Here is a 25,686-nt window from a genome sequence, read left to right as displayed (position 1 = left end):
AAAAAGGGGGCGCTGCCGCGATTTCCGGGAATGGGTGCCATCCCCGGCTTGTGCGGCGGCCGATGTTCCCCTTGAATGGGACCATGCAGGACCAGCACACCCCCGCGGCCGACACGGCCCCCAGTCTGGAAACCCTGCTCGTCGCCGTCGGGCGCGAGCGGGACAAACAGGCGTTCGGGGTGCTGTTCGGCCACTTCGCGCCGCGGCTGAAGACGTATCTGCGCCGGTTGGGATGCGATTCCGGTGCGGCGGAAGAGCTTGTTCAGGAGGTCATGCTGTTGGTCTGGCGTCGTGCCGAAACCTACGATCCGAGGCACGCCTCGGCCGGCACCTGGGTGTTCACCATCGCCCGCAACAAGCGAATCGATGTGCTGCGCCGCGAACAGCGGCCGGAGATCGACCCCGACGATCCTGCCCTGGTGCCCGAACCCGACGAGTCCGCCGACCGCCGGATCGAGGCGAAGGAAAGCAGCGGGCGCCTGCGCGCCGCGCTGAAGGATCTGCCGCCGGAACAGGCCGAGCTTCTGCGCATGGCTTATTTCGAGGACAAGCCGCACAGCGTCATTTCCGCGGAGCACGGCATCCCGCTCGGCACCGTCAAATCGCGCCTGCGTCTGGCGATGGAACGCCTGCGCCGGTCGCTGAAGGATGTCGGATGAGGCATTTCCGATGAACCGGCCGAGCCACCACCCAGGCGACACCCTGCTGATCGACTATGCCGGCGGCGCCCTGTGCGAAGGCGCGTCGCTGGCCGTCGCCACTCACATGGCCTTCTGTCCCGCCTGCCGTCATGCGGTGACGGAAATGGAGGCGATCGGCGGCGCCCTGCTGGATGATCTGGAGCCGGAACCGCTGTCCGACGGTTGCCTGGAAGCGCTGATGGCCCGCCTGGACCACGAGCGGCCGGCGCCCTGCCGCCCGGCGGTCAAGCCGTCGCCTGAGAAATCGCGCTATCCGGAACCGTTGCGCAGCTATCTGCGCGGGCGGCTCGACGGCGAGGGGCGGATCGGGGAGGGCGGCTGGCGCTTTCTTCAGCCGGGCATGCGCTGCATGGATTTGCTGTCGGGTCCGAACGGGACGACGCGGCTGATCAGCATGAAGGGCGGGGTCGGCGTGCCGCAGCACACCCATGGCGGCATCGAGCTGACCGTGGTGCTGGAGGGCGGCTTCTCCGACGAGTTCGGCGCGTTCCTGCCCGGCGATATCGCCATCGGCGATCCGTCGCTGGTCCACCGGCCGGTGTCGGACCCGGAAGGCTGCCTGTGCCTCGCCACCACCATTGGCGGGCTGAGGCTGACCGGGCCGTTGGGGCGGTGGTTCAACCGGTTCGTGAAGTTCTGAGAGGGATGGGCGCCGGAGCGCCCATCGCACGCGTCTTGCTGGCCCGCTCGCCTTACTGGAACGCGATCTTCGCGTGGTCGCCGGGATCGGGCGACTGGCCGGTCAGCTTCGCCTTCACATAGCCATAGGCGTAGACCATGGTGCTGGACGGGCTGTCCCAGTATTCGGCCTGATCGACCGAAACCTTCAGCAGCGCCACCTCCGGATCGTCCGGACCCTGGGGAAACCAGGTGCTCATGATGTCGCGCCACAGGAACCGGATCTTGTCGCGGTCGCGCACCACTTCGGCGACGCCGGAGACGGACACGTAATCCTGCTTGTCGGGATTGGCGTAGGCGAGGTTGACGCGCCAGTGGCGGTCGATCTCCGCCACCTTTTCGGAATGGGCGCGGGTGAAGAACCACAAGGTGCCGTCTTCGAACCCCGCATGGGACAGCGTCGCCATCGGACGGGAGTTCATCCGGCCGTTGTCGTCCAGCGTCGTCATCATTGCGACCTGGACGCCCTTCATCATTTCCCAGAGCTTCTTGACTTCGCCCTGGTCGGGGTTATGGCCGGCGGTGGTGCTATGGACCATGGTCTGCCTCTCGTTCGGTAGCCCAACGGAGACTGGGGAACGCCTGCCGCGGTCAGAAAGTTCCGACCTGTTGATTCACTCCCCCGACAGACCAGGATCCCGTCCCGGTGTGGTGGTGGTCGATCCGGGTCAGCGACCAGGGGTCGATCCGCAGCCGCAACGCCGCTTCCGGCGTGAGATCCAGCGCCAATGCCAGCGCCCCCCGGATGCTGCCGGCATGGATCACCGCAACCAAATCGCGCCCGGCATGGAGGTCGGTCAGCCGCCGTAGCGCCGCCGCCGTGCGCTCCATCACCGTGGCGAAGCTTTCGCCGCCGGGCGGGGCGTTACGGGCCGGGTTTCGCCAGAAGCGCGCCGCCGCCTCTGCATCGCGCAGGGCCGCGGTGTCGTGGCTGATGCCCTCCCAATCCCCGAAATCCTGCTCGGCCAGTGCCGGCTCCACCACGGCGGTGTCGGCAAGCCGTGGGTTCCGGCTCCACAGCGCCTGGGCGGTCTGGCGGCTGCGGCGGAGCGGGCTGGTCAGCCACAGGGCGTCGGCGGGAAGGCCGGCTGCGAGCGCCGCCGCCGCGGCGCGGTTGCCGGTGTCGGCCTCGCGGTCGCTCGACCCGCAGATCAGGTTGTCGGGGTTGTGGACCGGCGCATGGCGGATCAGCCACCAGCGGGTGACGGTCAGGGGGGTGAGGCTCGCCGCGCTCATGCCACTGCTCCCAAGAAAGCGGAGAGGGTCAGCAGCACCGCGGCCTCCGCCACCTGCTGCGCGGCGCCGAAGACGTCGCCGGTGTGCCCGCCGATCTGCCGCCGGGCCAGCGCCGCCACCGCGACCACCGCCAGAAGCGAGGCGGCCAGCGCGGGCAGGGCCAAGCCGCCAAGGGCGACCGCCGCCACCGCCGTGCCGGAGACGAGCGCCAGCAGCACCGTCGCCGTCGCCGGACGGCCCTGTGCCGCCGCCAGCCCGTCGCGCCGCGCAGGGGACAGGGCGCGCGCCATCGCCGCCAGCCCGCAGCGCGACAGGGCGCCGGCCGCCACCAGCCCTGCCACCGCCGCCGGCACCGGCAGGGCGGCCAGCGCCGCGGCACGGATGCCGATGGAGAAGACCAGCGCCAGCACGCCGTAGCTGCCGACCCTGCTGTCGCGCATGATCTCCAGCTTGCGGGCCAGGTCACGTCCGCCGCCGAAGCCGTCGGCGACATCGGCCGCGCCGTCCTCGTGCAGTCCGCCGGTCAGCCGCACCGTCGCCGCCAGGGCCAGCAGCGCGCCCGCCAGCGGCGGCAGGTGCAGCGCCGCCGCTGCCGCGAAGACGGCACCGCCCGCCAGCCCGACCAGTGCGCCGACCAGCGGGAACCACCCCATCGCCCGCGCCGACGCGCCCTCGGCCAGCGGGCCGTTGAGCGGACCCAGCGGAGGGAAGGGCAGGCGGGTCAGGAACACCAGCGCCAGGGCGGCATCCTGGGTCCAGCGCGGCGGGGGAGCGGGGGCGGTGGTCGCGTCGGGCATGATCGGCATCGACTACGCCCAAGCGGCGTCCGGCGCAACCTCCTCCACTCCCTCTCCCGCCCCGGGAGAGGGAAGGGGCCCATGCGGAGCATGGGAAGGGTGAGGGGCATTCCAAGAAACCATGCGCTTCCGGATTCTTGGGTTACCCCTCACCCTCCCCACGCCTACGGCGCGGGTCCCCTCCCTCTCCCGGGGCGGGAGAGGGCATGAAGCAGCGCATGGCTGCTTCGCTCCCTCAGGCCCGATTCCTTGACCAAAACACTCGGTCCGCCTACTTTGTCCGTTTGAACTCCCCCTACCAGCATCGAGCACCCATGGCCCGTCTTCCGATCCTCGTCGCCCCGCATCCGATCCTGAAGCGCAAGGCGCAACCCGTCGCCGAAGTGGATGCGCGCGTCGTCAAGCTGATGGACGACATGGTGGAGACCATGTACGACGCCAACGGCATCGGTCTGGCCGCCCCGCAGGTCGGCGTGCTCGACCGCGTCATCGTCGTCGACGTCCACGAGAAGGGTGAGCCGGCGAACCCGATGCGCCTCGCCAACCCGGAGATCGTCTGGTCCTCCGACGAGAAGTCGGTGTGCGAGGAAGGCTGCCTGTCGGTGCCGGAGCAGTATGCCGAGGTCACCCGGCCCCAGCGCATCCGCGTCCGCTATCTTGACGAGAAGAACCAGCAGCAGGAGATCGAGGCCGACGGTATGCTCGCCACCTGCATCCAGCATGAGATCGACCATCTGAACGGCGTTCTGTTCGTCGATTACCTGTCGATGCTGAAGCGGAACATCCTGCTGAAGAAGGTCCAGAAGATGCAGAAGGCGACGGCCTGACCCGCCTCGATTGGAAATTGATGACTCCGCTCCGTCTCGTCTTCATGGGCACGCCGGATTTCGCCGTGCCCAGCCTTGCCGCGCTGATCGAGGCGGGGCATCAGGTCGTCTGCGCCTACAGCCAGCCACCGCGCCCGGCCGGCCGTGGCCAGCAGGTGCAGAAATCGCCCGTCCACCGCTTCGCCGAGGAGCACGGCATCCCCGTCCGCACGCCGAAGAGCCTGCGCAACGCCGAGGCCCAGGCGGAGTTCGCCGACCTCAAGGCCGACGCCGCGGTGGTCGCCGCCTATGGCCTGATCCTGCCGCAGCCGATCCTCGACGCGGCGCGGCTGGGTTGCGTCAACGTGCATGGCTCGCTGCTGCCGCGCTGGCGCGGGGCGGCGCCGATCCAGCGTTCCATCCTGGCCGGCGACGCCGAGACCGGGATCACCATCATGCAGATGGACATCGGCCTCGACACCGGCGCCATGCTGTCGAAAGAGGCGGTGGCGATCACCCCCGCCACCACCGCCATCAGCCTGCATGACGAGTTGGCGGCGCTCGGCGCCCGCATGATCGTTCCGGCGCTGGACGGTCTGGCCGCCGGCACGCTGGCCGCCGTGCCGCAGCCGGAAGAGGGCGTCACCTACGCCGCCAAGCTGACGCGCGAGGATGGCCGGCTCGACTGGACACAGCCCGCGGACTACGTCGAGCGGCAGGTCCGCGCGCTGACGCCGTGGCCGGGCTGCTGGTTCGATGCGGCCAATGGCGAGCGCATCAAGGTGCTGGCCGCCGAACCCGCGACCGGCACGGGCACGCCCGGCACGCTGCTCGACGACCGGCTGACGGTCGCCTGCGCCGATGGTGCGGTGCGGTTGATCAAGGTGCAGCGGCCGGGCAAGGCGCCGGTGGACGGCGCGGCCTTCCTGCGCGGATTCGCGCTGGCGGTCGGGCAGCCGGTCTCCGCCGAAACCGTTGCGGACTGACCGCCGTGCAGCGCTGGAAACTGACCGTCGAGTATGACGGCCGTCCCTTCGTCGGCTGGCAGCGCCAGGACAACGGCCCCTCCGTCCAGCAGAGCCTGGAGGAGGCGGTGCAGCGCCTGTCCGGCGAGGTGGTACGGGTCCATGGCTCCGGCCGCACCGACGCCGGCGTGCATGCGCTGGGGCAGGTCTGCCATTTCGACCTGGAGAAGCCCTTCACCGGCCTGAAGCTGCGCGACGCCCTGAACTTCCACCTGAAGCCGGCCCCCATCGCGGTGCTGGAGGTGGAGGCGGTGGCCGAGGACTTCCACGCGCGGCTGACCTCCACCGGCCGCGCCTATGTCTACCGCATCGTCAACCGCCGGGCGCCGCTGGCTCTCGACGCCGGCCGGGCGTGGCACGTCACCCGGCCGCTGGACGCGGAGGCGATGCACGCGGCGGCTCAGGTGCTGGTCGGCCAGCATGACTTCACCAGCTTCCGCGCCGCGCTGTGTCAGGCCAAGTCGCCGGTGAAGACGCTCGACCGGCTGGATGTGGAGCGTCAGGGCGAGGAAATCCGCGTCCACGCCGCCGCGCGCTCCTTCCTGCACCATCAGGTCCGTAACATGGTCGGCACGCTGGAACTGGTCGGCGCCGGCAAATGGAGCGTGGACGATGTCCGCCGCGCGCTGGAGGCCCGCAACCGCGCCAAGGCCGGGCCGACCTGCCCGCCGGACGGGCTCTATTTCATGGCGGCGCGATATTAGGTGCCGGGAAAACTACAGATCTCAAGTAGTGTTGCTATACACTAAAATAAATTTCAATATAAGCTGAGATATTTTTTGAGTATTGTATAGTCATCCGAAAATATAAGTTGATAGATTTATTTGAGAATTTGCGTGATTTTATGTGTGGCGTTATCTATATGTCTTGTGATTATTCAGAGAACTTCTCCAATTATTTGATTGTAAATGTATTGTTTGTGTACGATTAATGAAATCGCAAGCGTGCAAGCTGTGTGGCATGTTGATATACTGAACTCTTTTTCATATTATCTGAGAGAATTTTTGTATTTCCTGATATGAATGCGCGAGAAATACATCGCGGACGTATTGAGAGAAGGTGGAGATGATGGCAAATATTACTCAGCATAATCAGGAATTGGCTCGTGGAATAAAAGAGCTATTCCATCAAAGGGACCAATTTATTGTTATTGGATTGACTGGAAGAACGGGGAGCGGGTGCAGTGCTGCTGCGGATATTCTTGCTAGCGATGCCTCATCCATTAACCTTCCGTCTCCGGCTTGCCCAATGAAAAGTAATGAGCAAAGAAAGTATGGTATAATTTATGAATGGGCAAAGAGCAACTGGTCAAGATTTAAGGTGATTAGTGTAAGCAGCATCATATTCTTTAAGATTTCACGTCTCGACGACGAACAAATTCGATCAATTCTTGAGAAATTCTGTTCCGATGATTGTCTTAATCGAGCGTTGAGTATTTTTAACGATGTAAAGAATATATCCAATAGTTATAAAATTCAGTCTATCATCAATGAGCAAGAGACATCTAATGAGATCATAGAAGGGGCTTATAACTTCTATTTCAATATTCTAAAGGATCGAGCTTGTGAGTTCAAAAAGGTATTTTCAAGCCATGGTCTTCAGAATTATACAAAATTGATGCAGGCAGTTGGAAATAACATTAGACGTTCTGGGGATTCTTCAAAAGACAGTCCTGATCCTGAAAATATATTTGCGTTGCCAAAGTTTATAAATTCTCTTTTGAAACTTGGGCGTAGATATAGTGAAATTAAAGACGAGCCTGGATATTTTGTTATTGATGCAATCAGAAACCCTTTTGAAGTTCAATTCTTCCGCGGGCGCTATTCTGCATTTTATTTATTTGCAATTACAACGGATGAGGTCTCTCGGCGAGCAAGGTTGCACAAGCATAATTTTACAAATGACGCAATAAAAGATTTATCGGAAAAAGAATATCCGAAGAAAGATAATCTCACGAACTACGATATGCTCGTTTCTCAGCATATAGGGAAATGTTTGGAGCTTGCGGATATTATCGTCGAGAATCCGCAAGATGAAGCTGATATTGAGCGTAGTGTCCTTAGGAAGTCGCTTATTAAATATGTATCGCTCATACAACATCCCGGCTTGGTGCCTCCAAATCAGCTAGAAAGATGTATGCAGGTTGCTATAACGGCAAAACTCAATTCAGGATGCATCTCAAGACAAGTTGGTGCTGTTGTCACCGACGACAGTTACTCTATTCGTGCAGTGGGTTGGAATAGCGTGGCCGAGGGACAAGTCCCTTGCGTCTTAAGAAATGTAAAAAGAATAAAAGATCAGAGTGATGTCGAAGCTTTTAGCGACTTTGAGCGAGATCCAAACGATATGAGATTTAAGAATGGCTTTGATAAGCTGTCCCAATTTAGTCAGGAAGGTTACTCTATACAAGGAAGACCGCTATTTTATTGTTTTAAATCGACTTACAATAAAGCTATAAATGAGAAGAACCAAGTCCATACTCGAGCGTTGCATGCAGAGGAAAATGCTTTTTTACAAATTACAAAGTATGGCGGGCAAGGCATTAAAAGGGGTGCTCTTTTTACTACTGCGAGCCCATGCGAACTTTGCTCAAAGAAGGCTTACCAGTTGGGGGTTTCAGAGATATACTATATTGATCCATACCCTGGCATCGCAGGTGAGCACATCTTATCTTGCGGTAATGCCCGTCCAAAGTTGAACTTATTTACAGGAGCTGTTGGAAGGGCATACGTACAGCTCTACCAACCTCTAGTTCCGCTGAAAGACGAGCTTGATATTCTGATGAGTAGCTCATGATTATTGGATATTTAGATCGTCTAGAAAACAGGAAAAGCGCGCTAGATTTTCTACTGGGCGAAAATGTCGAGAATAGCGACGTACAGTGTATGCTGAAAGCTGTGGTCGCGCCAACGACTCTTATACTGGAGGATCCTGTGATGGTATTATCAAGCGTAGCTTAACTTGTGATGATTCCCGCCAGCCGCTCCTTCTCGGCGGTGAACACCGCCACCAGATGCTCGATCACCGCCCGTACCCGCGGCACTTCGCGGCGGTCGCGGTGGACCAGCAGCCACGCCTCGCGAGTCAATGGTGGACCGGGGAGGGCAAGACGCTCCAGCCCCGGCACGCCGTCCGCCAGCATGCAGGGCAGGAAGGCGGTGCCGAAGCCGGCGACCGCCGCGGCAAGCTGCCCCTGCACGCTGTTGGAACGGAAGGCGACGCGCCGGCCGCCGCCATGGCGGTCCAGCCACAAGGCCTCCGGCAGGTCCGCCATCGACTCGTCGTAGGCGATCAGCGTGTCGGGCGCGTCCGGCGCCGCGTACAGCCCATAGCCCAGCGTCGCCAGCCGCCGTCCGACCAGATCGCCGCGTTGCGGCCGGGCCAGCCGGATCGCCAGATCGGCCTCCCGCCGGGCGAGGCTGAGGGTGCGGTTGTCGACCACGATCTCCAAATCCAGGGCGGGGTTGGCCACCCGCAGCGGCCCAAGCCGGGGGATCAGGAAGACGTCGGCCAGCCCCTGGGTCATGGTCAGACGCACGGTGCCGGTCAGGCCCGCCGCATCTCCCTCGCGCCGGCGGATCGCCTGCGCCCGCTCGTCCATCGCCTCGGCCAGGGCGCGGACGCTCTCGCCCTCCGCGGTCAGGACATAGCCGTCGGGGCGGCGCTCCATCAGGCTGCGGCCGAGCGTTGCCTCCAGCGCGGCCAGCCGGCGGCCGACCGTGGCATGGCTCAGCCGCAGGCCGCGTGCCGCCGCCGACAGGCTGCCGGCGCGGGCCAGTTCCAGGAAGACGCGCAGATCGTCCCAGTCGAGCGGGCCTGTGAATTTCTGAACAGTCATCGTGCAAGGATAGCGGATGGCCGCGCATCGGTGAACGGGGCAGCATGGCCCCCATCAACGCTCAAACGACAGCGGAGCATTTCCCGATGACGACTCTTCCCGCCCGGACCCTGCGCCAGATCGTCGGCGCGCCGAGCACTCCCGCCCCGCTCGACAAGGCGGTTCTGGTGCTGATCGACCTTCAGCGCGAATACACCGACGGCGCCGTGCGGCTGTCCGGCGTCGATGCGGCGGTGGAGCAGGCGGCGGAGTTGCTGGGCCTTGCCCGCGCCAATGGCGTGCCGGTGATCCACATCGTCCATCACACTGCGGCGGGCGCGCCGGTGTTCGACCCGACCGGGCCGATGGCGGAGATCGTCCCGGCGGTCGCCCCGCGCGAGGACGAACCGGTGATCGTCAAGAAGCTCGCCAACGCCTTCGCCGGGACGGATCTGCAGACGGTGGCGCGCGATACCGGACGGACGGAGATGATCGTCGCCGGCTTCATGACCCACAACTGCGTCAGCAGCACCGCGCGGTCGGCGGTGGATCATGGCTGGCGGGTGACGGTCGTGGCGTCGGCCACCGCCACCCGCGACCTGCCGGACGGCAAGGGCGGCGTGGTGCCGGCGGCCGACATCCAGCGCGGCGTGCTGACCGGCCTGTCCGACAGCCTCGCCACCGTGGTCGAGGACGCGCGGGCCTGGGGGTGAGACGGGAGGGGGCGCGGTCGGCGCCCCCGCCGCATTCTTACTTCTTCTCGGCCTTCCAGTAGTAGTTGGTGTCGAAGCTCGGCCCCCAGACGAGGCCGGTGACGTCCTTGCGCTCCGCCACCATCTCGGTCTGCTGGAACATGATGACGAAGGGCGAATCGGCCAGGACCGAGCGCTGCAGCTCCTCGTACATCTTGGCGCGCTTGGCGCTGTCGCGTTCCTCGACCGCGGCGGCGGTCTTCTTGGTCAGCTCCGGAATGTCCCAGGCGTTGCGCCAGGCCAGCGGCTTGGACTTGGCGTCGTCGCTGTTGTCGGGGTTGGAGGCGAAGGTGTCGGCGTTGGAGTTCGGATCCTGGTAATCCGCGCCCCACTGCTGGATCATCAGTTCATGGTTGCGGGCGCGGAACTTGGTCAGCACCTGCTTGCCGTCGCCGGGGATGATCTCGATCTTCACGCCGGCCTTGGCGGCACTGGCCTGGATCGCCTGGGCCATGTCCTGGGTCGGGTTGGTGTTGCGCACGTCCATGCTGACGGTGAAGCCGTCGGGATAGCCGGCCTTCGCCAGCAGTTCCTTCGCCTTGGCCGGATCGTACTTGTAGGGGTTGTCGTTGACGGCGCCCAGGAAGCCCTTGGGCAGGAAGGCCTGATGGACGGCGCCGATGCCGTTCATGATGGAGCCGGCCATGCCGTCGTAATCGACCAGATACTTGAAGGCCTCGCGCACCTCGGGCTTGGCCAGGGCGGGGACCTTCTGGTTCAGGCTGAGATACCACAGCGTGCCCTTCGGCGCCTGGACCAGACGGATGGCGTCGCTGGACTTCAGCGGTTCGAACTGCTCCGGCTTCAGGTTGCGTGCGACGTCGACGTCGCCCTTCTCCAGCAGCAGGCGCTGGGTCGCCGGTTCCGCGATGTGGCGGATCAGCACGCGCTTCAGCTTCGGCGCGCCGCGCCAGTATTTCGTGTTGGCTTCGAAGGTCAGCAGTTCGCTCGGCTTCCACTGCTTCAGGATGAAGGGGCCGGAGCCGGCGGAGTTGGTCTTCAGCCAGCCGGCGCCGAAATCGCCGTCCTTCTCCTTGCTCTTCACCAGCTTGGAATCGACGACCGACGCGACGTCGGCGGTCAGGCAGTAGAGCACGAAGGTCGGGGCATAGGCCTTGTCGGTGGTGAAGACCAGCGTCTTCGGATCGGTGGCGCGCACCATCTGGTCGACATTGGCCGGGGTCAGGCCGAACTGGGTCAGGATGAAGGCCGGACCCTTGTTCATCTTCACCGCGCGGGCGAAGGACCATGCCACGTCGTCGGCGGTCAGCGGGTTGCCGGAATGGAAATTGATGCCGTCGCGGATCTTGAAGGTGAAGGTCTTGCCGTCGGGCGACACGGTCCAGCTTTCGGCGACCTCGCCCTCGATCTTGCTGACGTCGTTGACGTCGAAATGGATCAGGCGGTCATAGACCTGTGCGCTGTATTCCGCGCCCGACAGCTCGAAGATCTCACCGGGGTCGAGGCTGACGATGTCGTCGAACTGCCACGCCATCACCAGCGAATCCTTCGGCGTGGCGGCGATGGCCGGGGCGGCGAGGCTGACGAGGGCGAGAGCGGCGGCGCCGAGAACGGTCTGGGCAATAAGGCCGCGCTTGAAGCTGGTCATCCGTGAAGTCTCCCTGGAGGCCCGTTCGGGCACTGTTGAAGAGTGAATCTTCCTGCTGCCTTCCCCGGTATGTCAACCCGGCAGGTTGGCCGGTTCCGCCCCGCCTGTTTCCAGCCCGCCGTTTCCAGCCGGGACGGGTTGCAATTCGTGGGGAAAGCGCCTAGCTCCTATCGCCCCCCGGCACCATTCTTGTATTCGCGGACATTCGGCAGAAGGAATCCACCGTCATGGGCTATACCGTCGCGGTCATCGGCGCCACCGGCAATGTCGGGCGCGAGATCCTGCAAACGCTGGCCGAGCGGAAGTTCCCGGCCGACAAGGTCATCGCGCTCGCCTCCGAAAAGTCGATCGGCCAGGAGGTGTCCTATGGCGAGGACGACATCCTCAAGGTCCAGGACCTCAACAAGTTCGACTTCCATGGCGTGGACATCGTGCTGTCGTCGCCCGGCGCCAAGGTGTCGGCCGTCCATGTGCCGCGCGCCGCCGCCGCCGGTGCCATGGTGATCGACAACACCTCGCACTTCCGCATGGACCCCGACGTGCCGCTGGTGGTGCCGGAGGTGAACCCGGAGGCGCTGGCCGGCTATCGCAAGCGCGGCATCATCGCCAACCCCAACTGCTCCACCATCCAGATGGTGGTGGCGCTGAAGCCGCTGCACGACCGCTACAAAATCCGCCGCGTCGTGGTATCGACCTACCAGTCGGTGTCGGGCGCCGGCAAGGAGGCGATGGACGAGCTGTTCACCCAGACCCGCGCCATCTTCGTCAACGACCCCATCGCCAAGAGCGTCTTCCCCAAGCAGATCGCCTTCAACGTCATCCCCCAGATCGACGCCTTCATGGAGGACGGTTCCACCAAGGAAGAGTGGAAGATGATGGTGGAGACCAAGAAGATCCTCGATCCCAAGATCAAGGTCGCCGCCACCTGCGTCCGCGTTCCCACCTTCATCGGCCATGCCCTGTCGATCAACATCGAGACGGAGGAGCCGATCAGCGCCGAGGAGGCCCGCGTCATCCTGCGCGCCGCCCCCGGTGTGTCGGTGGTCGATCAGCAGACCACCGACGGCTATGTCACGCCGGTCGAAGTCGCCGGCGACAATCCGGTCTTCGTCAGCCGCATCCGCGACGACTTCACGGTGGAGAACGGCCTGTCCTTCTGGTGCGTCGCCGACAACCTGCGCAAGGGCGCGGCGCTGAACGCCGTGCAGATCGCCGAGCTGCTGGTGCGGGATTACATGGTGGAGTGAAGGGACGGGTGTAGCTGGCCCCCTCCCTAACCCTCCCCCGCCTTCGGCGGGAGAGGGGACTGCCGCCGCTTTGGCATATACATCACGCCGACAAGCATTCTGCCCCCTCTCCCTCGAAGAGGGGGAGGGATGGGGAGGGGGCACCCGCGCAACCACTCTCTCACCTTCCCACCCTTCCAAATTGTCGGTAGGCTGAACCATCCCACCTGACCGGGCGGTTCCGTGCCTCGCATCCTGCCGCTGTTGTGCCTTGTCCTGCTGCTGCTCACCGGGTGCGGCGTCGATGCCGACCAGGACGCGCTGTGCCGGAAGCTGATCCCGGCCTTCGACGACGGTCCCGTCACCGACCTGTCCACCCGCTCATACGCCGAGGACAAGCGGGTGCTGCGTGTCGATTACCGCAGCGGCGGGCAGGCGCATTGGATCGCCTGCCGCTTCGCCGGCACGTCGATGGAGGAGGGACGGCGCACCCTGGCGGCGGTCGCCACCGACCGCAGCGGCTGGCTGACCGGGATCCGTTTCGCCATGCTGCAGCAATGGCTGCGCATCAGGCCGCCGCGCGATGCCGTGGGCGGCGTGGTGGAGGTGGAACGGGCGCCGCCGACGCGCTGGACGCCTGTCCTGTTCCTGGTCCAGCAAATCATCAATGCCGCCACCGTCGCCTGCGTCTATGGGCTGCTGGCGCTGGGCTACACCCTGGTCTACGCCATCCTCGGCCAGATCAATCTGGCGATGGGGGAACTGACGATGCTGGGCGCCATGCTGACGGCGATGGCGGCGGCCGGTCTGGGCATGGCCGGCTGGGCGACCTGGCCGCCGGCCCTGCTCGGCGTTCTGGTGCTGGTGATGGGCTTTACCGCGGTGCAGGGCTGGACGATGGACCGGCTTGTCTTTCGCCGCCTGCGCGGGGTGCGCAGCCACACGCCGCTGATCGTCGCGGTGGGGCTGTCCATCGCCTATCAGGAGGGGGTGCGGCTGCTGCATGGCGCCCGCGACTGGTGGCCGGCGCCGGTGCTGACCGGGCGGTACGACCTGCTGAGCGACGGGGCCTTCACCGTCACCGCGCTGACCGCGCAGCTGGCGATCCTGGCGCTGACCGGCGGTCTCTATGCCTTGCTATGGGGAATCATGCAGCGCACCGCCTATGGGCGGGCGCATCGCGCCTGCACCGACGACATCGCGGCGGCGGAACTGGTGGGGGTGGACGTCAACCGGACGGTGGCGGCGACCTTCGCCATCGGCGGCGGACTGGCCGCGGCGGCGGGGGCGGTGATCGCGCTGTATTATGGCGGGGTGAACTTCTTCACCGGCTACCTGATCGGCTTCAAGGCGCTGGCCGCGGCGGTGGTCGGCGGCATCGGCTCGGTGCCGGGGGCGATGCTGGGCGGCGCCCTGCTGGGGCTGGTGGAGACCTTCTGGTCGGCCTATTTCGCGCTCGCCTACAAGGACATCGTCGCGTTCGGACTGCTGACGCTGTTCCTGATCTACCGGCCGCAGGGATTGATGGGGCAGGCGCGGGGGAGGGGCGATTAGGCGGGAGGTGCCGGCCGGCGACTATTCGGCCCCGGCCGGCACCGTGAGCCTCCTTACCCCACCTTCACCAGTGCATGCCGCTTCTTGCCGGCGCTGAGCTTGACCACGCCGTCGGCGTTCAGGTCCGCCGCAGTCGCCTTCGCCGTCTCGTCGGCGATCGGCCCGTCGTTCAGCTTGGCCCCGCCGCCCTTGATGAGGCGACGCGCCTCGCCCTTCGACGCCGCCAGACCGGCCGACACCAGCAAATCGACCACCGGCAGACCGGCCTCCAGATCGGCGCGGGAGACCTCGATGCTGGGCAGCCCCTCGGCCGCGGCGCCCTCCTCGAAGGCGCGGCGCGCGGTCTCGGCGGCCTCCAATGCGGCCTCCTCGCCATGGGCGAGCCTGGTCACCTCGTTGGCGAGGATCTTCTTGGCCTCGTTGATCTCGGCGCCCTGCAGGCTTTCCAGCCGGGCGACCTCGTCCAGCGGCAGTTCGGTGTAGAGGCGCAGGAAGCGGCCGACGTCGGCATCCTCGGTGTTGCGCCAGTACTGCCAGAAATCATAGCTGCCGAGCTTGTCGGCGGTCAGCCACACCGCGCCGGCAGCCGTCTTGCCCATCTTGGCGCCGGAGGACGTGGTCAGCAGCGGCGTGGTCAGGCCGAACAGCTCCGCCCCATCGGTGCGGCGGCCGAGTTCGACGCCGTTGACGATGTTGCCCCACTGGTCCGACCCGCCCATCTGCAGCGTGCAGCCATAGCGACGCTTCAGTTCCACGAAATCGTAGGCCTGGAGGATCATGTAGTTGAATTCGAGGAAGGTCAGCGGCTGCTCGCGGTCCAGACGCAGCTTGACCGACTCGAAGCTCATCATCCGGTTGATGGTGAAATGCCGGCCGATGTCGCGCAGCAGCGGGATGTATTTCAGCTCGTCCAGCCAGTCGGCGTTGTTCGCCATCACCGCGTCGGTCGGCCCGTTCCCGAAGGTCAGGTAACGGCCGAAGATGCGCTTGATGCCCGCCATGTTGTTGCCGATGACCTCGTCGGTCAGCAGCTGGCGCGCCTCGTCCTTGCCCGACGGGTCGCCGATCTTGGTGGTGCCGCCGCCCATCAGGACGATCGGCTTGTGGCCGGTCTTCTGCAGCCAGCGCAGCATCATGATCGGAAGCAGGCTGCCGACATGCAAGCTGTCGGCGGTGCAGTCGAAGCCGATATAGGCGACGATCGGCCCCTTTTGCGCCCGCTCGTCCAGCGTGGCGAGGTCGGTGCACTGGTGGATGAACCCGCGCTCCTGAAGGGTGCGCAGGAACTCCGAGGCGGGGGCCGAGGGGGTGGTCGTCGTCATGGCCGCAATCCGGCTGTCGTTGAAATGAAGGGCGGGCAGGGTCGCAGAATTCCCGCGGTCTGTTACCACGGAACGGCCCCTGCCTCAATGCGGCGGCCGGATCGGCGCCGGATCGGCGGGGTGGGAACCGACGCGGCTGCCCGCCGGTTCTCCGGCTCAAGCATCGCTGCACCGCCGCAAGTCAAATCCCACAAGTTATGCTGGGGAATTCCCCGGATTCCGTCCTTATCGCAATTGACATTGATTCGCAAAACAGACATCCCGCCCTGACTGTATTTTGTGCAGCCCGCGACCGACCCAAATGATAGTGACTATCAACTACATTTATGTTTCTACAGGAGATTTTTATTGTGCGAGTCCTTCGTCTGTGACAAGGTGCGTCAAATTGTCCATTTCGGAGCATTCCATCATGCAAGGCGATCAAGGGGTCCTGGACCGTTTGAACAAGCTGCTCACCGGCGAGCTGAGCGCGGCCGACCAGTATCTGTCCCACGCGCGCAGCATGGAGGACATGGGCCTCAAGGCGCTGAGCGAGCGCATCTCGCACGAGCGGGTGGAGGAACTGGAGCATGCCGACAAGCTGATCCGCCGCATCCTGTTCCTGGAAGGCACGCCCGACGTCGCCAGCCGCGACCCGATTCACATCGGCAAGACCGTTCCGGAGATGATGCGGAACGACCTGAACCTGGAATATGAGGTGGTGGCCGCCCTGAAGGAGGCAATCGCCTATTGCGAGCAGGTGAAGGATTACGACACCCGCCGCATCCTGCTGGAACTGCTGGTCGACACCGAAGAAGACCACGCCCACTGGCTGGAACAGCAGCTTGGCCTGATCGACATGCTCGGCGTGCAGAATTACCTGCAGTCGGCCATGGGCGGCTTCCCCACCTGAGCGGAGGACGGACCATGAAAGGCAACAGCGACGTCATCGCCCAGCTTCAGATCGTCCTGAAGGACCAGCTGACGCAGATCAACCAGTATTTCCTGCACGCCCGCATGCTGAAGAACTGGGGCGTCAAGGCCCTGGGCAAGTGGGAGTATCACGCCTCCATCGAGGTGATGAAGAGCGCGGACGAGATCATCGAACGCATCCTGTTCATCGAGGCGATCCCCAACCTCCAGGACCTCGGCAAGCTTCACATCGGCGAGGACGTGCCGGAGATCCTCTCCAGCGATCTCGCCGCCGAGCGTGAGGCTCGCGACCGCATCGCCAACGCCATCGCCGTGTGCGAGGAAAAGGCCGACTACGTGTCGCGCGACGAGCTGTCCGAACTGCTGGAAGAGTCGGAAGAGCGCATCGACTATCTGGAAACCCAGCTGAGCCTGATCGACGACATCGGCCTGCCGAACTACATCCAGTCGGCGATGGGCGAGTTCAAGGACTGAGGGGGATTGGGGGGCGAGAGCAGCTTGCCCCCTCAAACCCGCTCCAAAATCTCCTCCGCCAGCGCCTGCATCTCCGCCGCCGCCTGGGTCTTGCGCGCGGCCTCCGTCACCGACAGGCCGGTCATCAGCGTGCCGGCATAGGCGGTGCGGTTGCCGACCTGCGCCGTCGCCAGGTCCACCGCCGGCGGATCGACCAGTTCATGCACCTTGGCGATCAGTTCGTCGGCGATTCGGGCGCGCGGCGGCACGCGGTTCAGCACCAGTAGCAGCCGGCGCTTCTCCTGCGCCGCCAGATCGATGGTCGGATGCACCGCCCACAGGTCCATCGGGCTCGGCTGCACCGGGGCGATCACCAGCGTGGCGGCACGGACGGCGATGCGCGCCTCCGTCTGGGCGTGCGGCGGGCTGTCGATCACCACGATGTCGTGGGCACGCGCCAGCTTCTCCACCTCGGCCTGGGTGCGCCAGCCGGTGATCTGCACATGGGTGAAGCCGGGCTGCCCGCCGGTCGCCTCCGACCGCACGGCGTGCCAGCGGGTCAGGCTGCCCTGCGGGTCGATGTCAACGGTGGCGACGCGGTATCCAAGCTGCGCCCAGGCGATGGCGAGGTGGGCCGCCAGCGTGGTCTTGCCGGCGCCGCCTTTCTGCTGCGCCACGGTGAAGACCTTGCCCGTCATGCCCGTACCCATCATGTTGTGTTCGGTGATTGCGCACTCCCCTCATAACCTTGGGCATGGCACCGGTGCAACCGCGCGAATTGACACCGGTGCTGCACGGGCTAGAAAGACGCCGTGACCGACCATTCCGCACCCGATACCGGTGAAAAGCGCCCGGCGCTGATCCCGGCCACCCCCACCGGCATCGCCCGCGCGGCCGAACTGCTGCGCGCCGGCCGTCTCGTCGCCTTCCCGACCGAGACGGTCTATGGCCTGGGCGCCGACGCCACCGACGACCGCGCCGTGGCGGCCATCTTCGCCGCCAAGGGCCGGCCGCAGTTCAACCCGCTGATCGTCCATGTGCCCGATCTGGTCGCCGCCCACTCCTGGGGCCTGTTCGACGACCGCGCCCACGATCTGGCGACGCAGTTCTGGCCCGGTCCCCTGACCATGGTCGTGCCGCGCCCGGCCAACTCCGCCCTGTCGCTGCTGGTCAGCGCCGGGCTGGACAGCATCGCCATCCGCGTGCCCAACCACCCGGTGGCCCAGGCCATCCTGCGCGCCGCCGGAAAGCCGATCGCCGCCCCCAGCGCCAACCGATCCGGCGCCGTCAGCCCGACCACGCCGCACCATGTGCTGGAAAGCCTGGGCGACCGGGTCGACGCCATCGTCACCGGCGGCAAATGCATGGTCGGCCTCGAGTCCACCGTCATCGACCTGACCGGGCCCGAGGCGGTGCTGCTGCGCCCCGGCGCCGTGCTGCCCGACGAGATGGAGCGGCTGATCGGCCCGGTCCGCCTGTCGGCCGGCGACCCGACCGCGCCGAAATCGCCCGGCCAGCTGGAAAGCCACTACGCCCCGAATGCGGCGGTGCGCCTCAACGCCTCTTCGGCGGAGGAGGACGAGGCGTTCCTGACCTTCGGCCCCGACCGCTTCGTCTTCGGCGGCATCACCCGCCTGAACCTGAGCCTGGAAGGCGACCTGAACGAGGCGGCGGCCAACCTGTTCTCGCATCTGCGCAGCCTGGACCAGAGCGGGGCCAAGCGCATCGCCGTGATGCCGATCCCGGAGGTGGGGCTGGGCATGGCGATCAACGACCGCCTGCGCCGCGCCGCCGCCCCGCGGAGCTAAACGCCCAAAGAGCCAAAAGCTGGCGTGGCGGCTGGTCTGCGCAACAGTTGCATGGAAATGAGGGCGGCTAGATTGTAGAAGTGTCGCGTTTCGATGCGACCACCTCCACCTGCCGGACCCCGCGCCATGACCAACATCGCCGCTGCTCTCGACCAGATCCGCGCCATCGTCGGCCCGTCCGGCATCCTCACCGATGCCGCCGACATGGCCCCCTACCTGTCGGAGTGGCGCGGGCGCTTCAAGGGCAACAGCCCGGCGGTGGTCCGCCCGGCCAGCACCGAGGAGGTCGCGGCGGTCGTCAAGGTCTGCGCCGAGGCCGGCATCCCCATCGTGCCCCAGGGCGGCAACACCAGCCTCGTCGGCGGCTCCATCCCCTACGAGGAGGGGCGCGAGATCGTGCTCAGCCTGTCGCGCATGAACCGCATCCGCGACATCGACACGCTGAACTACACCATGACGGTGGAGGCCGGCGTGGTGCTGACCAGCATCCAGGAGGCCGCGGCCGACGCCGACCGCCTGTTCCCGCTGAGCCTGGGGGCGGAGGGCACGGCGCAGATCGGCGGCCTGATCTCCACCAACGCCGGCGGCATCAACGTCCTGCGCTATGGCAACACCCGCGACCTCGTGTTGGGACTGGAGGTGGTTCTGGCCGATGGGCGCGTCTGGGACGGTATGCGCCGCCTGCGCAAGAACAACACCGGCTACGACCTGAAGAACCTGTTCGTCGGCGCCGAAGGCACGCTGGGCATCGTCACCGCCGCCGTGCTGAAGCTGTTCCCGCGCCCGCGCCAGTCGATCACCGCCTTCGTCGCCGTGCCGAGCCCGGCGGCGGCCATCGAGCTGCTGGCCCGCCTGCGCGCCGCCTCCGGCGATGCCGTGTCGGCTTTCGAGCTGATGTCGCGCCGCTGCCTGGATTTCGCCCTGAAACACGTCGCCGGCACCATCGACCCGCTGTCGGAGCCGTCGCCCTGGTATGTCCTGACCGAGCTGACCGCCGGCACCCGGTCCGACGCCTTCCAGGAGACGGTGGAGACCGCGCTGGGCGAGGCGTTCGAGGCGGAACTGGCGACCGACGCCACGCTGGCCCAGTCGGACGCCCAGGCCAAGCAGTTGTGGTTCATCCGCGAGGCCATCGTCGAGGCGCAGAAATTCGAAGGCGGCTCGATCAAGAACGACGTGTCGATCCCGGTTTCCCGCGTCGCCGAGTTCATCGAACTGGCCGAAGCCGCGGTGGCGAAGGCCTGCCCCGGCATCCGTCCGACCCCCTTCGGCCATGTCGGCGACGGCAACATCCACTTCAACCTCAGCCAGCCCGAGGGCACCGACACCAAGGCCTATCTCGACCGCTGGGACGAGATCTGCCACGTCGTCAATGAGGTGATCTTCAAGCTCGACGGTTCCATCTCCGCCGAGCATGGCGTCGGCCGCTTCAAGAAGGACGAGATGCCGGTCATCAAGGGGCCGGTGGAGTTCGACATGTTGCGCGCCATCAAGGTGACGCTCGACCCCAAGGGCCTGCTGAATCCGGGCAAGATGCTGCCCTGAACACCTCTTCAACGGCCGCCCGCGTCATAATATTGCGGGGGACAGGCTTGCGGCGAAAGACGTATGGCCGCGCTTGTCCCCGGCGCGACACAAGGCTATGGTGCGGCCTCCGATTGTTCTGCGCCTGTCGTACCGCGAGAGAGAGTTTTTCCGATGTCCAAGCCGCGCACTCTGTTCGACAAGATTTGGGACAGCCACGTCGTGCATCGCCAGGACGACGGCACCTGCATCCTCTACATCGACCGCCATCTGGTCCATGAAGTGACCAGCCCCCAGGCGTTCGAAGGACTGCGCGTCGCCGGCCGCAAGGTGCGGCGTCCGGAAGCAACTCTCGCCGTGCCCGACCACAACGTCCCCACCACCGACCGCTCCAAGGGCATCGTCGAGGAGGAGAGCCGGATCCAGGTGGAGACGCTGGACAAGAACGCCCGCGACTTCGGCGTCCGCTACTTCCCGATGGACGACGTCCGCCAGGGCATCGTGCACATCGTCGGCCCGGAACAGGGCTTCACCCTGCCCGGCGCCACCATCGTCTGCGGCGACAGCCACACCGCCACCCACGGTGCGTTCGGTGCGCTGGCCTTCGGCATCGGCACGTCGGAGGTTGAGCATGTGCTGGCCACCCAGACCCTGCTGCAGAAGCCGGCCAAGAACATGCTGATCCGCGTGGACGGCAAGGTGAATCCGGGCGTTACCGCCAAGGACATCGTGCTGGCCATCATCGGCAAGATCGGCACCGCCGGCGGCACCGGTTACGTCATCGAATTCGCGGGCGAAGCCATCCGCGACCTGTCGATGGAAGGCCGCATGACCGTCTGCAACATGGCGATCGAAGGCGGCGCCCGCGCCGGCCTGATCGCCCCGGACGAGAAGACCTTCGCCTATGTCCAGGGCCGCGCCCTGGCGCCGAAGGCCGGCGCCTGGGAACAGGCCGTCCAGTATTGGAAGACGCTGCCGTCGGACGAGGGTGCGGTCTATGACGCCACCGTCGTGCTGAACGCCGCCGACATCGTCCCGCAGGTCACCTGGGGCACCAGCCCGGAAGACGTGCTGCCGATCACCGCGACCGTGCCGAACCCGGCCGAGATCGCCGATGCCGGCAAGCGCGCCGCCGTCGAGCGCTCGCTCGCCTACATGGGCCTGACCCCCGGCCAGCCGCTGACCGAGGTGAAGGTCGACACCGTCTTCATCGGCTCCTGCACCAACGGCCGCATCGAAGACCTGCGCGCCGCCGCCGAGGTCGCCAAGGGCCGCAAGGTCGCGGAGGGCGTGCGCGCCCTGGTGGTTCCGGGCTCGGGTCTGGTCAAGGAGCAGGCCGAGGAAGAGGGTCTGGACAAGATCTTCACCGAGGCCGGCTTCGAGTGGCGCGAGCCCGGCTGCTCCATGTGCCTGGCGATGAACGCCGATCGTCTGGCTCCCGGCGAGCGCAGCGCCTCGACCTCCAACCGCAACTTCGAAGGCCGTCAGGGCCGCGGCGGCCGCACCCACCTCGTCAGCCCGGCGATGGCCGTGGCGGCGGCGGTGACCGGCCATCTGGCCGACGTCCGCGCGCTGTAAGACTGTAAGGTTTGGTTGTTGAAGGGGCAGGATCGGGGTTTCCCCCGTTCCTGCCCCTTTTGCTTGGAACGTCGCTTCGTACCGGTACGGTGGGCTGACGCCTCACCGCGTATGCGCCTCCGGCGGCGCCTTGGTGTCGGGCATCGGCGTGCCGTCGCCGCCCAGGAAGAACAGGTTGCGTAGGAAACCCGGCGCCAGCACGGCCAGCGGGTTGACCGACACGTCCGGGTCGGACAGCGGTCCCTGCACATGCCAGGTGGCGGAGAAGATGCCCTGGCCCTCGCCGCCGCTCAGGATGTCGCCCAGCAGCGGGATCTGGCCGATCAGCCGGTTCAGGCCATAGACCGGGACGATGGTGCCCTGCAGGTTGGCGGTTTCCGTCTCCAGGTCGATCTGCCCTTCCAGCGTCAGGCCGAGCGCCGAGCCCGAGGTGCGCAGGTCCTTCAGCGTCAGCAGCCGGCCCTCCTTGCGGAAATCCGCCACCATCCGACCGAAATTGACACCTTTGCCGCCGCCCAGCAGTTCAGCAAACCCTGATGGCGAGATGGCGTTCAGGATGCGGGCCAGTGCCGGAACGTCGATCAGCGTGTAATCGCGGATCTCGGCCTTGCCGACGATGGCGGCATCGGCCCGCGGCTCGGCAGAGCGGCCGGTCAGGGTCAGCCGGCCGCCGCGCATGCGGTCGTTCAGGTCCATCGCCTGCAGGGCGGAACCCAGATCCTCGGCATTGATCGCAAGGTCGTAGACGCCCTGCGGACCCGGCCGCCATTTCAGCGACACGCCGCCGCCTTCGCTGCGGCCGGTGAGGTCCAGCAGGGTCCATGCGGCGGCGTTCCGCCGCATGGTTCCCGAGACCTGCCGCAGCCGCCGTCCCTCGCCGAACACCACCGAATCGAACTTGATGGTGACGTCAAGCGGCGTCTTGCGGCCATCGTCGGTGGGGGAGGGCGGCTTCTTGGGCGGCGGAGTGACGGCGCCCTCGCCGGACGGCGTCTTGCCGGTCAGGCCGCGGGCGTCCAGGCTGGCGCCGGTGATGGTGCCGGCATAGCCGCCGGACGGGCCGCCGGGCTTGGCGGGAGGCAGAACGGTCAGGTCGGCGCGCAGGTCGGTCTGGCCCAGCTTGAAGCTGGGGGTCTGCACCCGCGCCACCCGTTTGCCGCCGTCGGCCAGCTCCAGGTTGGTGACGCTTTTCAGCCCGCCGGCGTCGATGGTCAGGTTGCTGATGCGGGTGGGACGGTCCTTGTCGAACTCCAGCGTCAGCTTGCCGGTGCCGGGTTTGCCGGGGGGCTTGGCCCAACCCAGTTCCTCGATCGACAGCCGGGTCTTCTCCAGGTTCAGGTTGCCGGTCAGCAGCAGCTTGTGCTTGCGGTCCACCGTGAACAGGATGTCGGCGCCGAAGGGACCCTGCACCCGGTCCTCCAGATCGATGCCGTGGGCGCGCAGATCGTCGGCGGTGGCGTCGCCCTTCACCGCGATGCGGGTGCGCGGCCCCTTGGCGGCGCTGTCGAAGGACTCGTTCCAGTCGACGGTGACGGGAATGCCGTCCAGCTTGGTGGCGCCCTTGATCTGCATCGCCTTGAGGTCGAGGGCCAGCGACAGCTCGCCGTCGGTGGCGTTCAGCCCGGCCGCGACCTTCTCCACCGCCACCTTGTGCAGCTTGCCGGTCACGTCCAGTTCCAGCTGCTCCACCTTCAGGTCGGCCAGCAGGGGGAAGGCGAAATGCAGCTGCGCCTCGGCGGTGCCCTGGGTGCGCTTCGGGTCCATCTCCAGCTTGGTCGGATAGCCCAGCGGCGGCATGTCGATCAGGGTCAGGATGGAGCGTACCGGACCCTGGACCGGCAGGCGGATGTCCATCGTCTCCTTGCCGATGTCCAGCCCGCCGATCACCACCTTGCCGTCGCCGATCTCGATGTCGCCCGATTTGGGGTCGGCGATCCGGCCGCCCTTGGTCAGGACGGTGAAGGTCTTGCCGTCGGTCGTCGCCTCCAGCCCGGCGCCGGTGACCGGCGTCAGGTCATGGAAATAGCGGACGCTGATGTCCTGCCCGGCCATGGTGGCGAGGAAGCGCGTCTGTTCGGGCGGTCCCGACCCGTCGAGTGGTACCGAGAGGTCCACCTCCGCCCGCGCCTCCGTCACCGTCCCGTGCGACAGGTTCCGGGTCACCCATTCCCGCGCGTTGCGACCGGCGACGGTCGGCCAGTAGCGATGCAACTCGTCCAGCGCGACGCCGCGGGCCGCCGCCTGCGCCTCCACCGCCATGCGGTCGCCCTGGCGGAGCGCGGTGCCGCTGGCCTCGACCTTCGGCTGCGGCCCGCCGGTCTCGCCCAGCACGGCGCTCAGCCCATCCAGCTCGATGCGGTCGCGGTCGCCATGCAGCCGCAGCCGGGCCGATTCGATCGGCAGCGGTCCTTCGAACAGGTCGGGGCGGAGCAACTGCCCGCGTCCGGCGGTGATGTCGGCCTTGCCGCCGGTCGGCTGCAGCGACGGGTCGAAGGCGACCTCCACCGTTCCCGACAGCGGCAGGTCGGCGGCCTTCAGCGGTTCCAGCGGCGGGGCGAGGCCGGCGACGGCGGCGGGGGTGAAGCCGGTCAGCCGCGCGGTGGCCCGGCCATCCTTGTCCGGCCCCTGCCGTCCCGACAGCTCCAGCCCGGCGGTCCGGCCGCCGGCGGTCAGCGACAGGCTGGCCTGGAGGGCACGCTCGCCATCGGTATCCACCAGTTCGCCCCGGCCGCTCAGGCCCAGCGCTTCGCCGCCATCCGCCGCCGCCAGCGACAGATCGTCGATCCGCAGCCGCCGGCCCGGCACATCCAGGCTGCCGCGCAGCTCCAGGCTCCGCACCGTGAGCGGCTCCGGCCGCAGGGCGGCGGGCAGGGCGACGCTGCCGCTGCCGCCGCGCAGGTTCAGATCGACCGTCGAGGGTTCGAAGCGCGGGTCCAGCCGCGCCGAGACCGTGCCGGACAGCGGCAGCTTCACCGCCGACAGCGGCGCCATTGCCGGCCCGACCTCCGCCAGCGCCGCCGGCTCCAGCCCGTCGACCGACAGGGTCAGGTCGGTGGTGGCGTCGGCGATGTTGTAATGGCCGGCGGCGGCGACGGTCACCGCCTGGGGCGTCGCTCCACTGCCGCCATTGCCCAAATCCAGCGTGACGCGGGCGCGGCCCTGGGCGCCCTGGGAGTCGCGGGTCAGCACGACGTCGGCGCGCGTGGCGTGCCAGGACAGATCGAGCATGCGGTTCTCGACCCGCAGGTCGGCACCCACCACCGACAGACGGCGCAGCAGACCCAGCGGCCGGTCGATGTCGGGCGGGCGGCGCAGGCTGTCCAGCGCCTCGTCCATCAGGTCGGGGCCGCTATTCTCGGAACTTCCGGCGGACTCGGCGTCTGCCCGCACGTCGAAGGCGAGGCTGCCGTCGGCGCGGCGCAGCACGGTCAGGCGCGGCCGGACCAGATCCAGGCGCGTCGGCGACAATGTGCCGCGGAACAGGGCCGGAATGGAGAAGCCGATGCCCATCTCAGGCACCGCCGCCAGTTCCGCCCCTCCGGCATTCAGGGCCTGCACCCGGCGGGCGCGCAGGTCCAGACGCCGTCCGCCGGTGTTCTCAAGCCCGTCCTCGTCCTCCAGCGACAGCACCAGTTCGCCGATGTCGATGTGGAAGCGGCCGTCACGGTCGCTCAGCGCCTGCTCGACATAGGGGATCAGCGGATCGAGCGCGATCGGCCCCTGCGACAGCCGCCACGCGAACAATCCGCCGGCGGCAAGCGCCACGGCGCCGACCCCGGTCAGCGTCAGGCCGAGGATCTTCGCGGTACGGCGGATCATCGGGCACCGTTGGAAATAGAAGGAGAATCGGTCCGATTGACCTTCGCGCCCGACACGTGCAGCTTTCTG

The 25,686-nt window shown here is 66.1% G+C and carries 22 protein-coding genes; 14 read left to right on the top strand and 8 right to left on the bottom strand.

The annotated features are described in order from the left end of the window. Positions 1 to 83 precede the first annotated feature (83 nt). Positions 84 to 659, top strand: coding sequence for a sigma-70 family RNA polymerase sigma factor (locus FZ029_RS03730; protein ID WP_149197976.1), 576 nt, complete (start codon positions 84 to 86; stop codon positions 657 to 659). Between the two features lie 10 nt (positions 660 to 669). Beyond that, positions 670 to 1,341 carry a ChrR family anti-sigma-E factor gene (locus FZ029_RS03725; protein WP_188051811.1) on the top strand — a complete coding sequence of 224 codons (672 nt, stop codon included), beginning with the start codon at positions 670 to 672 and terminating at the stop codon, positions 1,339 to 1,341. Between the two features lie 52 nt (positions 1,342 to 1,393). Here the strand turns inward: FZ029_RS03725 and FZ029_RS03720 are convergent, their stop codons facing one another. From FZ029_RS03720 to cobS, 3 genes are read right to left on the bottom strand one after another with little or no spacing between them, the layout of a single operon-like run. Next, positions 1,394 to 1,918 carry a pyridoxamine 5'-phosphate oxidase family protein gene (locus FZ029_RS03720; protein ID WP_149268057.1) on the bottom strand — a complete coding sequence of 175 codons (525 nt, stop codon included), beginning with the start codon at positions 1,916 to 1,918 and terminating at the stop codon, positions 1,394 to 1,396. A gap of 52 nt (positions 1,919 to 1,970) precedes the next feature. Then, on the bottom strand, positions 1,971 to 2,615 hold the full coding sequence (locus FZ029_RS03715; RefSeq protein WP_149268056.1) for a histidine phosphatase family protein: 645 nt from the start codon (positions 2,613 to 2,615) through the stop codon (positions 1,971 to 1,973). After that, positions 2,612 to 3,421 (bottom strand): adenosylcobinamide-GDP ribazoletransferase, encoded by an 810-nt coding sequence (cobS, locus tag FZ029_RS03710; protein WP_149268055.1) that lies wholly within the window; start codon positions 3,419 to 3,421, stop codon positions 2,612 to 2,614. Before cobS ends, FZ029_RS03715 begins: the two co-directional genes overlap by 4 nt. A 305-nt stretch (positions 3,422 to 3,726) precedes the next feature. Here cobS and def point away from each other — a divergent pair, with 305 nt between their 5' ends. From def to FZ029_RS03685, 4 genes are all read left to right on the top strand, one after another. After that, positions 3,727 to 4,239 carry a peptide deformylase gene (def, locus tag FZ029_RS03700; RefSeq protein ID WP_109157004.1) on the top strand — a complete coding sequence of 171 codons (513 nt, stop codon included), beginning with the start codon at positions 3,727 to 3,729 and terminating at the stop codon, positions 4,237 to 4,239. A gap of 20 nt (positions 4,240 to 4,259) precedes the next feature. Beyond that, the gene (gene fmt / locus FZ029_RS03695) at positions 4,260 to 5,204 is read left to right on the top strand and encodes a methionyl-tRNA formyltransferase (RefSeq protein ID WP_149268054.1); all 945 of its coding nucleotides are present in this window, start codon (positions 4,260 to 4,262) and stop codon (positions 5,202 to 5,204) included. Positions 5,205 to 5,209: 5 nt separating this feature from the next. Further along, a complete protein-coding gene (gene truA, locus FZ029_RS03690; protein ID WP_149268053.1) occupies positions 5,210 to 5,947 on the top strand; it encodes a tRNA pseudouridine(38-40) synthase TruA in 738 nt (245 codons plus the stop codon). A 361-nt stretch (positions 5,948 to 6,308) separates the two neighbouring features. Next, complete coding sequence (locus FZ029_RS03685; protein WP_149268052.1) at positions 6,309 to 8,039, top strand: hypothetical protein; 1,731 nt, start codon at positions 6,309 to 6,311, stop codon at positions 8,037 to 8,039. Positions 8,040 to 8,199: 160 nt separating this feature from the next. On the opposite strand, the gene FZ029_RS03680 is transcribed toward FZ029_RS03685, so the two are convergent. Beyond that, positions 8,200 to 9,081, bottom strand: coding sequence for a LysR family transcriptional regulator (locus FZ029_RS03680; protein ID WP_149268051.1), 882 nt, complete (start codon positions 9,079 to 9,081; stop codon positions 8,200 to 8,202). Between the two features lie 86 nt (positions 9,082 to 9,167). Here FZ029_RS03680 and FZ029_RS03675 point away from each other — a divergent pair, with 86 nt between their 5' ends. Then, positions 9,168 to 9,773 carry a cysteine hydrolase family protein gene (locus FZ029_RS03675; protein WP_149268050.1) on the top strand — a complete coding sequence of 202 codons (606 nt, stop codon included), beginning with the start codon at positions 9,168 to 9,170 and terminating at the stop codon, positions 9,771 to 9,773. A gap of 37 nt (positions 9,774 to 9,810) precedes the next feature. Here FZ029_RS03675 and FZ029_RS03670 read toward each other — a convergent pair whose 3' ends face one another. Continuing rightward, positions 9,811 to 11,421 carry an ABC transporter substrate-binding protein gene (locus FZ029_RS03670; RefSeq protein WP_149268049.1) on the bottom strand — a complete coding sequence of 537 codons (1,611 nt, stop codon included), beginning with the start codon at positions 11,419 to 11,421 and terminating at the stop codon, positions 9,811 to 9,813. A gap of 227 nt (positions 11,422 to 11,648) precedes the next feature. Between FZ029_RS03670 and FZ029_RS03665 the strand changes: the two genes are divergently transcribed. Together FZ029_RS03665 and FZ029_RS03660 are read left to right on the top strand one after the other, a co-directional pair. After that, positions 11,649 to 12,668: an aspartate-semialdehyde dehydrogenase gene (locus FZ029_RS03665; protein WP_149268048.1), complete on the top strand. Its 1,020-nt coding sequence runs from the start codon at positions 11,649 to 11,651 to the stop codon at positions 12,666 to 12,668. Between the two features lie 222 nt (positions 12,669 to 12,890). Continuing rightward, the gene (locus tag FZ029_RS03660) at positions 12,891 to 14,201 is read left to right on the top strand and encodes a branched-chain amino acid ABC transporter permease (protein WP_149268047.1); all 1,311 of its coding nucleotides are present in this window, start codon (positions 12,891 to 12,893) and stop codon (positions 14,199 to 14,201) included. Between the two features lie 53 nt (positions 14,202 to 14,254). Here the strand turns inward: FZ029_RS03660 and tyrS are convergent, their stop codons facing one another. Beyond that, the gene (gene tyrS / locus FZ029_RS03655) at positions 14,255 to 15,523 is read right to left on the bottom strand and encodes a tyrosine--tRNA ligase (RefSeq protein WP_149268046.1); all 1,269 of its coding nucleotides are present in this window, start codon (positions 15,521 to 15,523) and stop codon (positions 14,255 to 14,257) included. A gap of 409 nt (positions 15,524 to 15,932) precedes the next feature. On the opposite strand from tyrS, the gene bfr (FZ029_RS03650) reads away from it, so the two are divergent. Both bfr (FZ029_RS03650) and bfr (FZ029_RS03645) read left to right on the top strand, forming a co-directional pair. After that, positions 15,933 to 16,415, top strand: coding sequence for a bacterioferritin (gene bfr, locus FZ029_RS03650; RefSeq protein WP_149268045.1), 483 nt, complete (start codon positions 15,933 to 15,935; stop codon positions 16,413 to 16,415). Between the two features lie 14 nt (positions 16,416 to 16,429). Then, entirely contained in the window at positions 16,430 to 16,909 is a 480-nt protein-coding gene (bfr, locus tag FZ029_RS03645) for a bacterioferritin (RefSeq protein WP_149197991.1), read from the top strand. A 32-nt stretch (positions 16,910 to 16,941) separates the two neighbouring features. Here the strand turns inward: bfr (FZ029_RS03645) and parA are convergent, their stop codons facing one another. After that, on the bottom strand, positions 16,942 to 17,586 hold the full coding sequence (gene parA / locus FZ029_RS03640; protein ID WP_149268170.1) for a ParA family partition ATPase: 645 nt from the start codon (positions 17,584 to 17,586) through the stop codon (positions 16,942 to 16,944). Between the two features lie 114 nt (positions 17,587 to 17,700). On the opposite strand from parA, the gene FZ029_RS03635 reads away from it, so the two are divergent. The 3 genes from FZ029_RS03635 to leuC all read left to right on the top strand — a co-directional run bounded on the left by FZ029_RS03635 (position 17,701) and on the right by leuC (position 21,798). Then, positions 17,701 to 18,696 carry an L-threonylcarbamoyladenylate synthase gene (locus FZ029_RS03635; protein WP_149268044.1) on the top strand — a complete coding sequence of 332 codons (996 nt, stop codon included), beginning with the start codon at positions 17,701 to 17,703 and terminating at the stop codon, positions 18,694 to 18,696. A gap of 126 nt (positions 18,697 to 18,822) precedes the next feature. Beyond that, positions 18,823 to 20,241 carry an FAD-binding oxidoreductase gene (locus FZ029_RS03630; protein ID WP_149268043.1) on the top strand — a complete coding sequence of 473 codons (1,419 nt, stop codon included), beginning with the start codon at positions 18,823 to 18,825 and terminating at the stop codon, positions 20,239 to 20,241. Positions 20,242 to 20,394: 153 nt separating this feature from the next. Beyond that, entirely contained in the window at positions 20,395 to 21,798 is a 1,404-nt protein-coding gene (leuC, locus tag FZ029_RS03625) for a 3-isopropylmalate dehydratase large subunit (RefSeq protein ID WP_109150871.1), read from the top strand. A 102-nt stretch (positions 21,799 to 21,900) separates the two neighbouring features. On the opposite strand, the gene FZ029_RS03620 is transcribed toward leuC, so the two are convergent. Then, a complete protein-coding gene (locus tag FZ029_RS03620) occupies positions 21,901 to 25,617 on the bottom strand; it encodes a DUF3971 domain-containing protein (RefSeq protein WP_149268042.1) in 3,717 nt (1,238 codons plus the stop codon). Positions 25,618 to 25,686: the final 69 nt, after the last annotated feature.

The sequence above is a fragment of the Azospirillum sp. Sh1 genome (genome assembly GCF_008365135.1).
In the GTDB taxonomy this organism is placed as follows: Bacteria; Pseudomonadota; Alphaproteobacteria; order Azospirillales; family Azospirillaceae; genus Azospirillum; species Azospirillum oryzae.
Note: the sequence above shows the minus strand (reverse complement) of the source record. Positions and strands in the feature narration are given on the sequence as shown.

What these genes read in the sequence shown, in the direction of transcription:
- FZ029_RS03730 (WP_149197976.1), top strand. Translation starts at nt 84, where the DNA reads ATGCAGGACCAGCACACCCCCGCGGCCGACACGGCCCCCAGTCTGGAA.
- FZ029_RS03715 (WP_149268056.1), bottom strand. Translation starts at nt 2,615, where the DNA reads ATGAGCGCGGCGAGCCTCACCCCCCTGACCGTCACCCGCTGGTGGCTG.
- bfr (WP_149197991.1), top strand. Translation starts at nt 16,430, where the DNA reads ATGAAAGGCAACAGCGACGTCATCGCCCAGCTTCAGATCGTCCTGAAG.
- bfr (WP_149268045.1), top strand. Translation starts at nt 15,933, where the DNA reads ATGCAAGGCGATCAAGGGGTCCTGGACCGTTTGAACAAGCTGCTCACC.
- parA (WP_149268170.1), bottom strand. Translation starts at nt 17,586, where the DNA reads ATGACGGGCAAGGTCTTCACCGTGGCGCAGCAGAAAGGCGGCGCCGGC.
- FZ029_RS03675 (WP_149268050.1), top strand. Translation starts at nt 9,168, where the DNA reads ATGACGACTCTTCCCGCCCGGACCCTGCGCCAGATCGTCGGCGCGCCG.
- cobS (WP_149268055.1), bottom strand. Translation starts at nt 3,421, where the DNA reads ATGCCGATCATGCCCGACGCGACCACCGCCCCCGCTCCCCCGCCGCGC.
- def (WP_109157004.1), top strand. Translation starts at nt 3,727, where the DNA reads ATGGCCCGTCTTCCGATCCTCGTCGCCCCGCATCCGATCCTGAAGCGC.
- FZ029_RS03680 (WP_149268051.1), bottom strand. Translation starts at nt 9,081, where the DNA reads ATGACTGTTCAGAAATTCACAGGCCCGCTCGACTGGGACGATCTGCGC.
- fmt (WP_149268054.1), top strand. Translation starts at nt 4,260, where the DNA reads ATGACTCCGCTCCGTCTCGTCTTCATGGGCACGCCGGATTTCGCCGTG.
- FZ029_RS03720 (WP_149268057.1), bottom strand. Translation starts at nt 1,918, where the DNA reads ATGGTCCATAGCACCACCGCCGGCCATAACCCCGACCAGGGCGAAGTC.
- leuC (WP_109150871.1), top strand. Translation starts at nt 20,395, where the DNA reads ATGTCCAAGCCGCGCACTCTGTTCGACAAGATTTGGGACAGCCACGTC.
- FZ029_RS03665 (WP_149268048.1), top strand. Translation starts at nt 11,649, where the DNA reads ATGGGCTATACCGTCGCGGTCATCGGCGCCACCGGCAATGTCGGGCGC.
- FZ029_RS03670 (WP_149268049.1), bottom strand. Translation starts at nt 11,421, where the DNA reads ATGACCAGCTTCAAGCGCGGCCTTATTGCCCAGACCGTTCTCGGCGCC.
- FZ029_RS03630 (WP_149268043.1), top strand. Translation starts at nt 18,823, where the DNA reads ATGACCAACATCGCCGCTGCTCTCGACCAGATCCGCGCCATCGTCGGC.
- FZ029_RS03685 (WP_149268052.1), top strand. Translation starts at nt 6,309, where the DNA reads ATGATGGCAAATATTACTCAGCATAATCAGGAATTGGCTCGTGGAATA.
- FZ029_RS03725 (WP_188051811.1), top strand. Translation starts at nt 670, where the DNA reads ATGAACCGGCCGAGCCACCACCCAGGCGACACCCTGCTGATCGACTAT.
- FZ029_RS03620 (WP_149268042.1), bottom strand. Translation starts at nt 25,617, where the DNA reads ATGATCCGCCGTACCGCGAAGATCCTCGGCCTGACGCTGACCGGGGTC.
- tyrS (WP_149268046.1), bottom strand. Translation starts at nt 15,523, where the DNA reads ATGACGACGACCACCCCCTCGGCCCCCGCCTCGGAGTTCCTGCGCACC.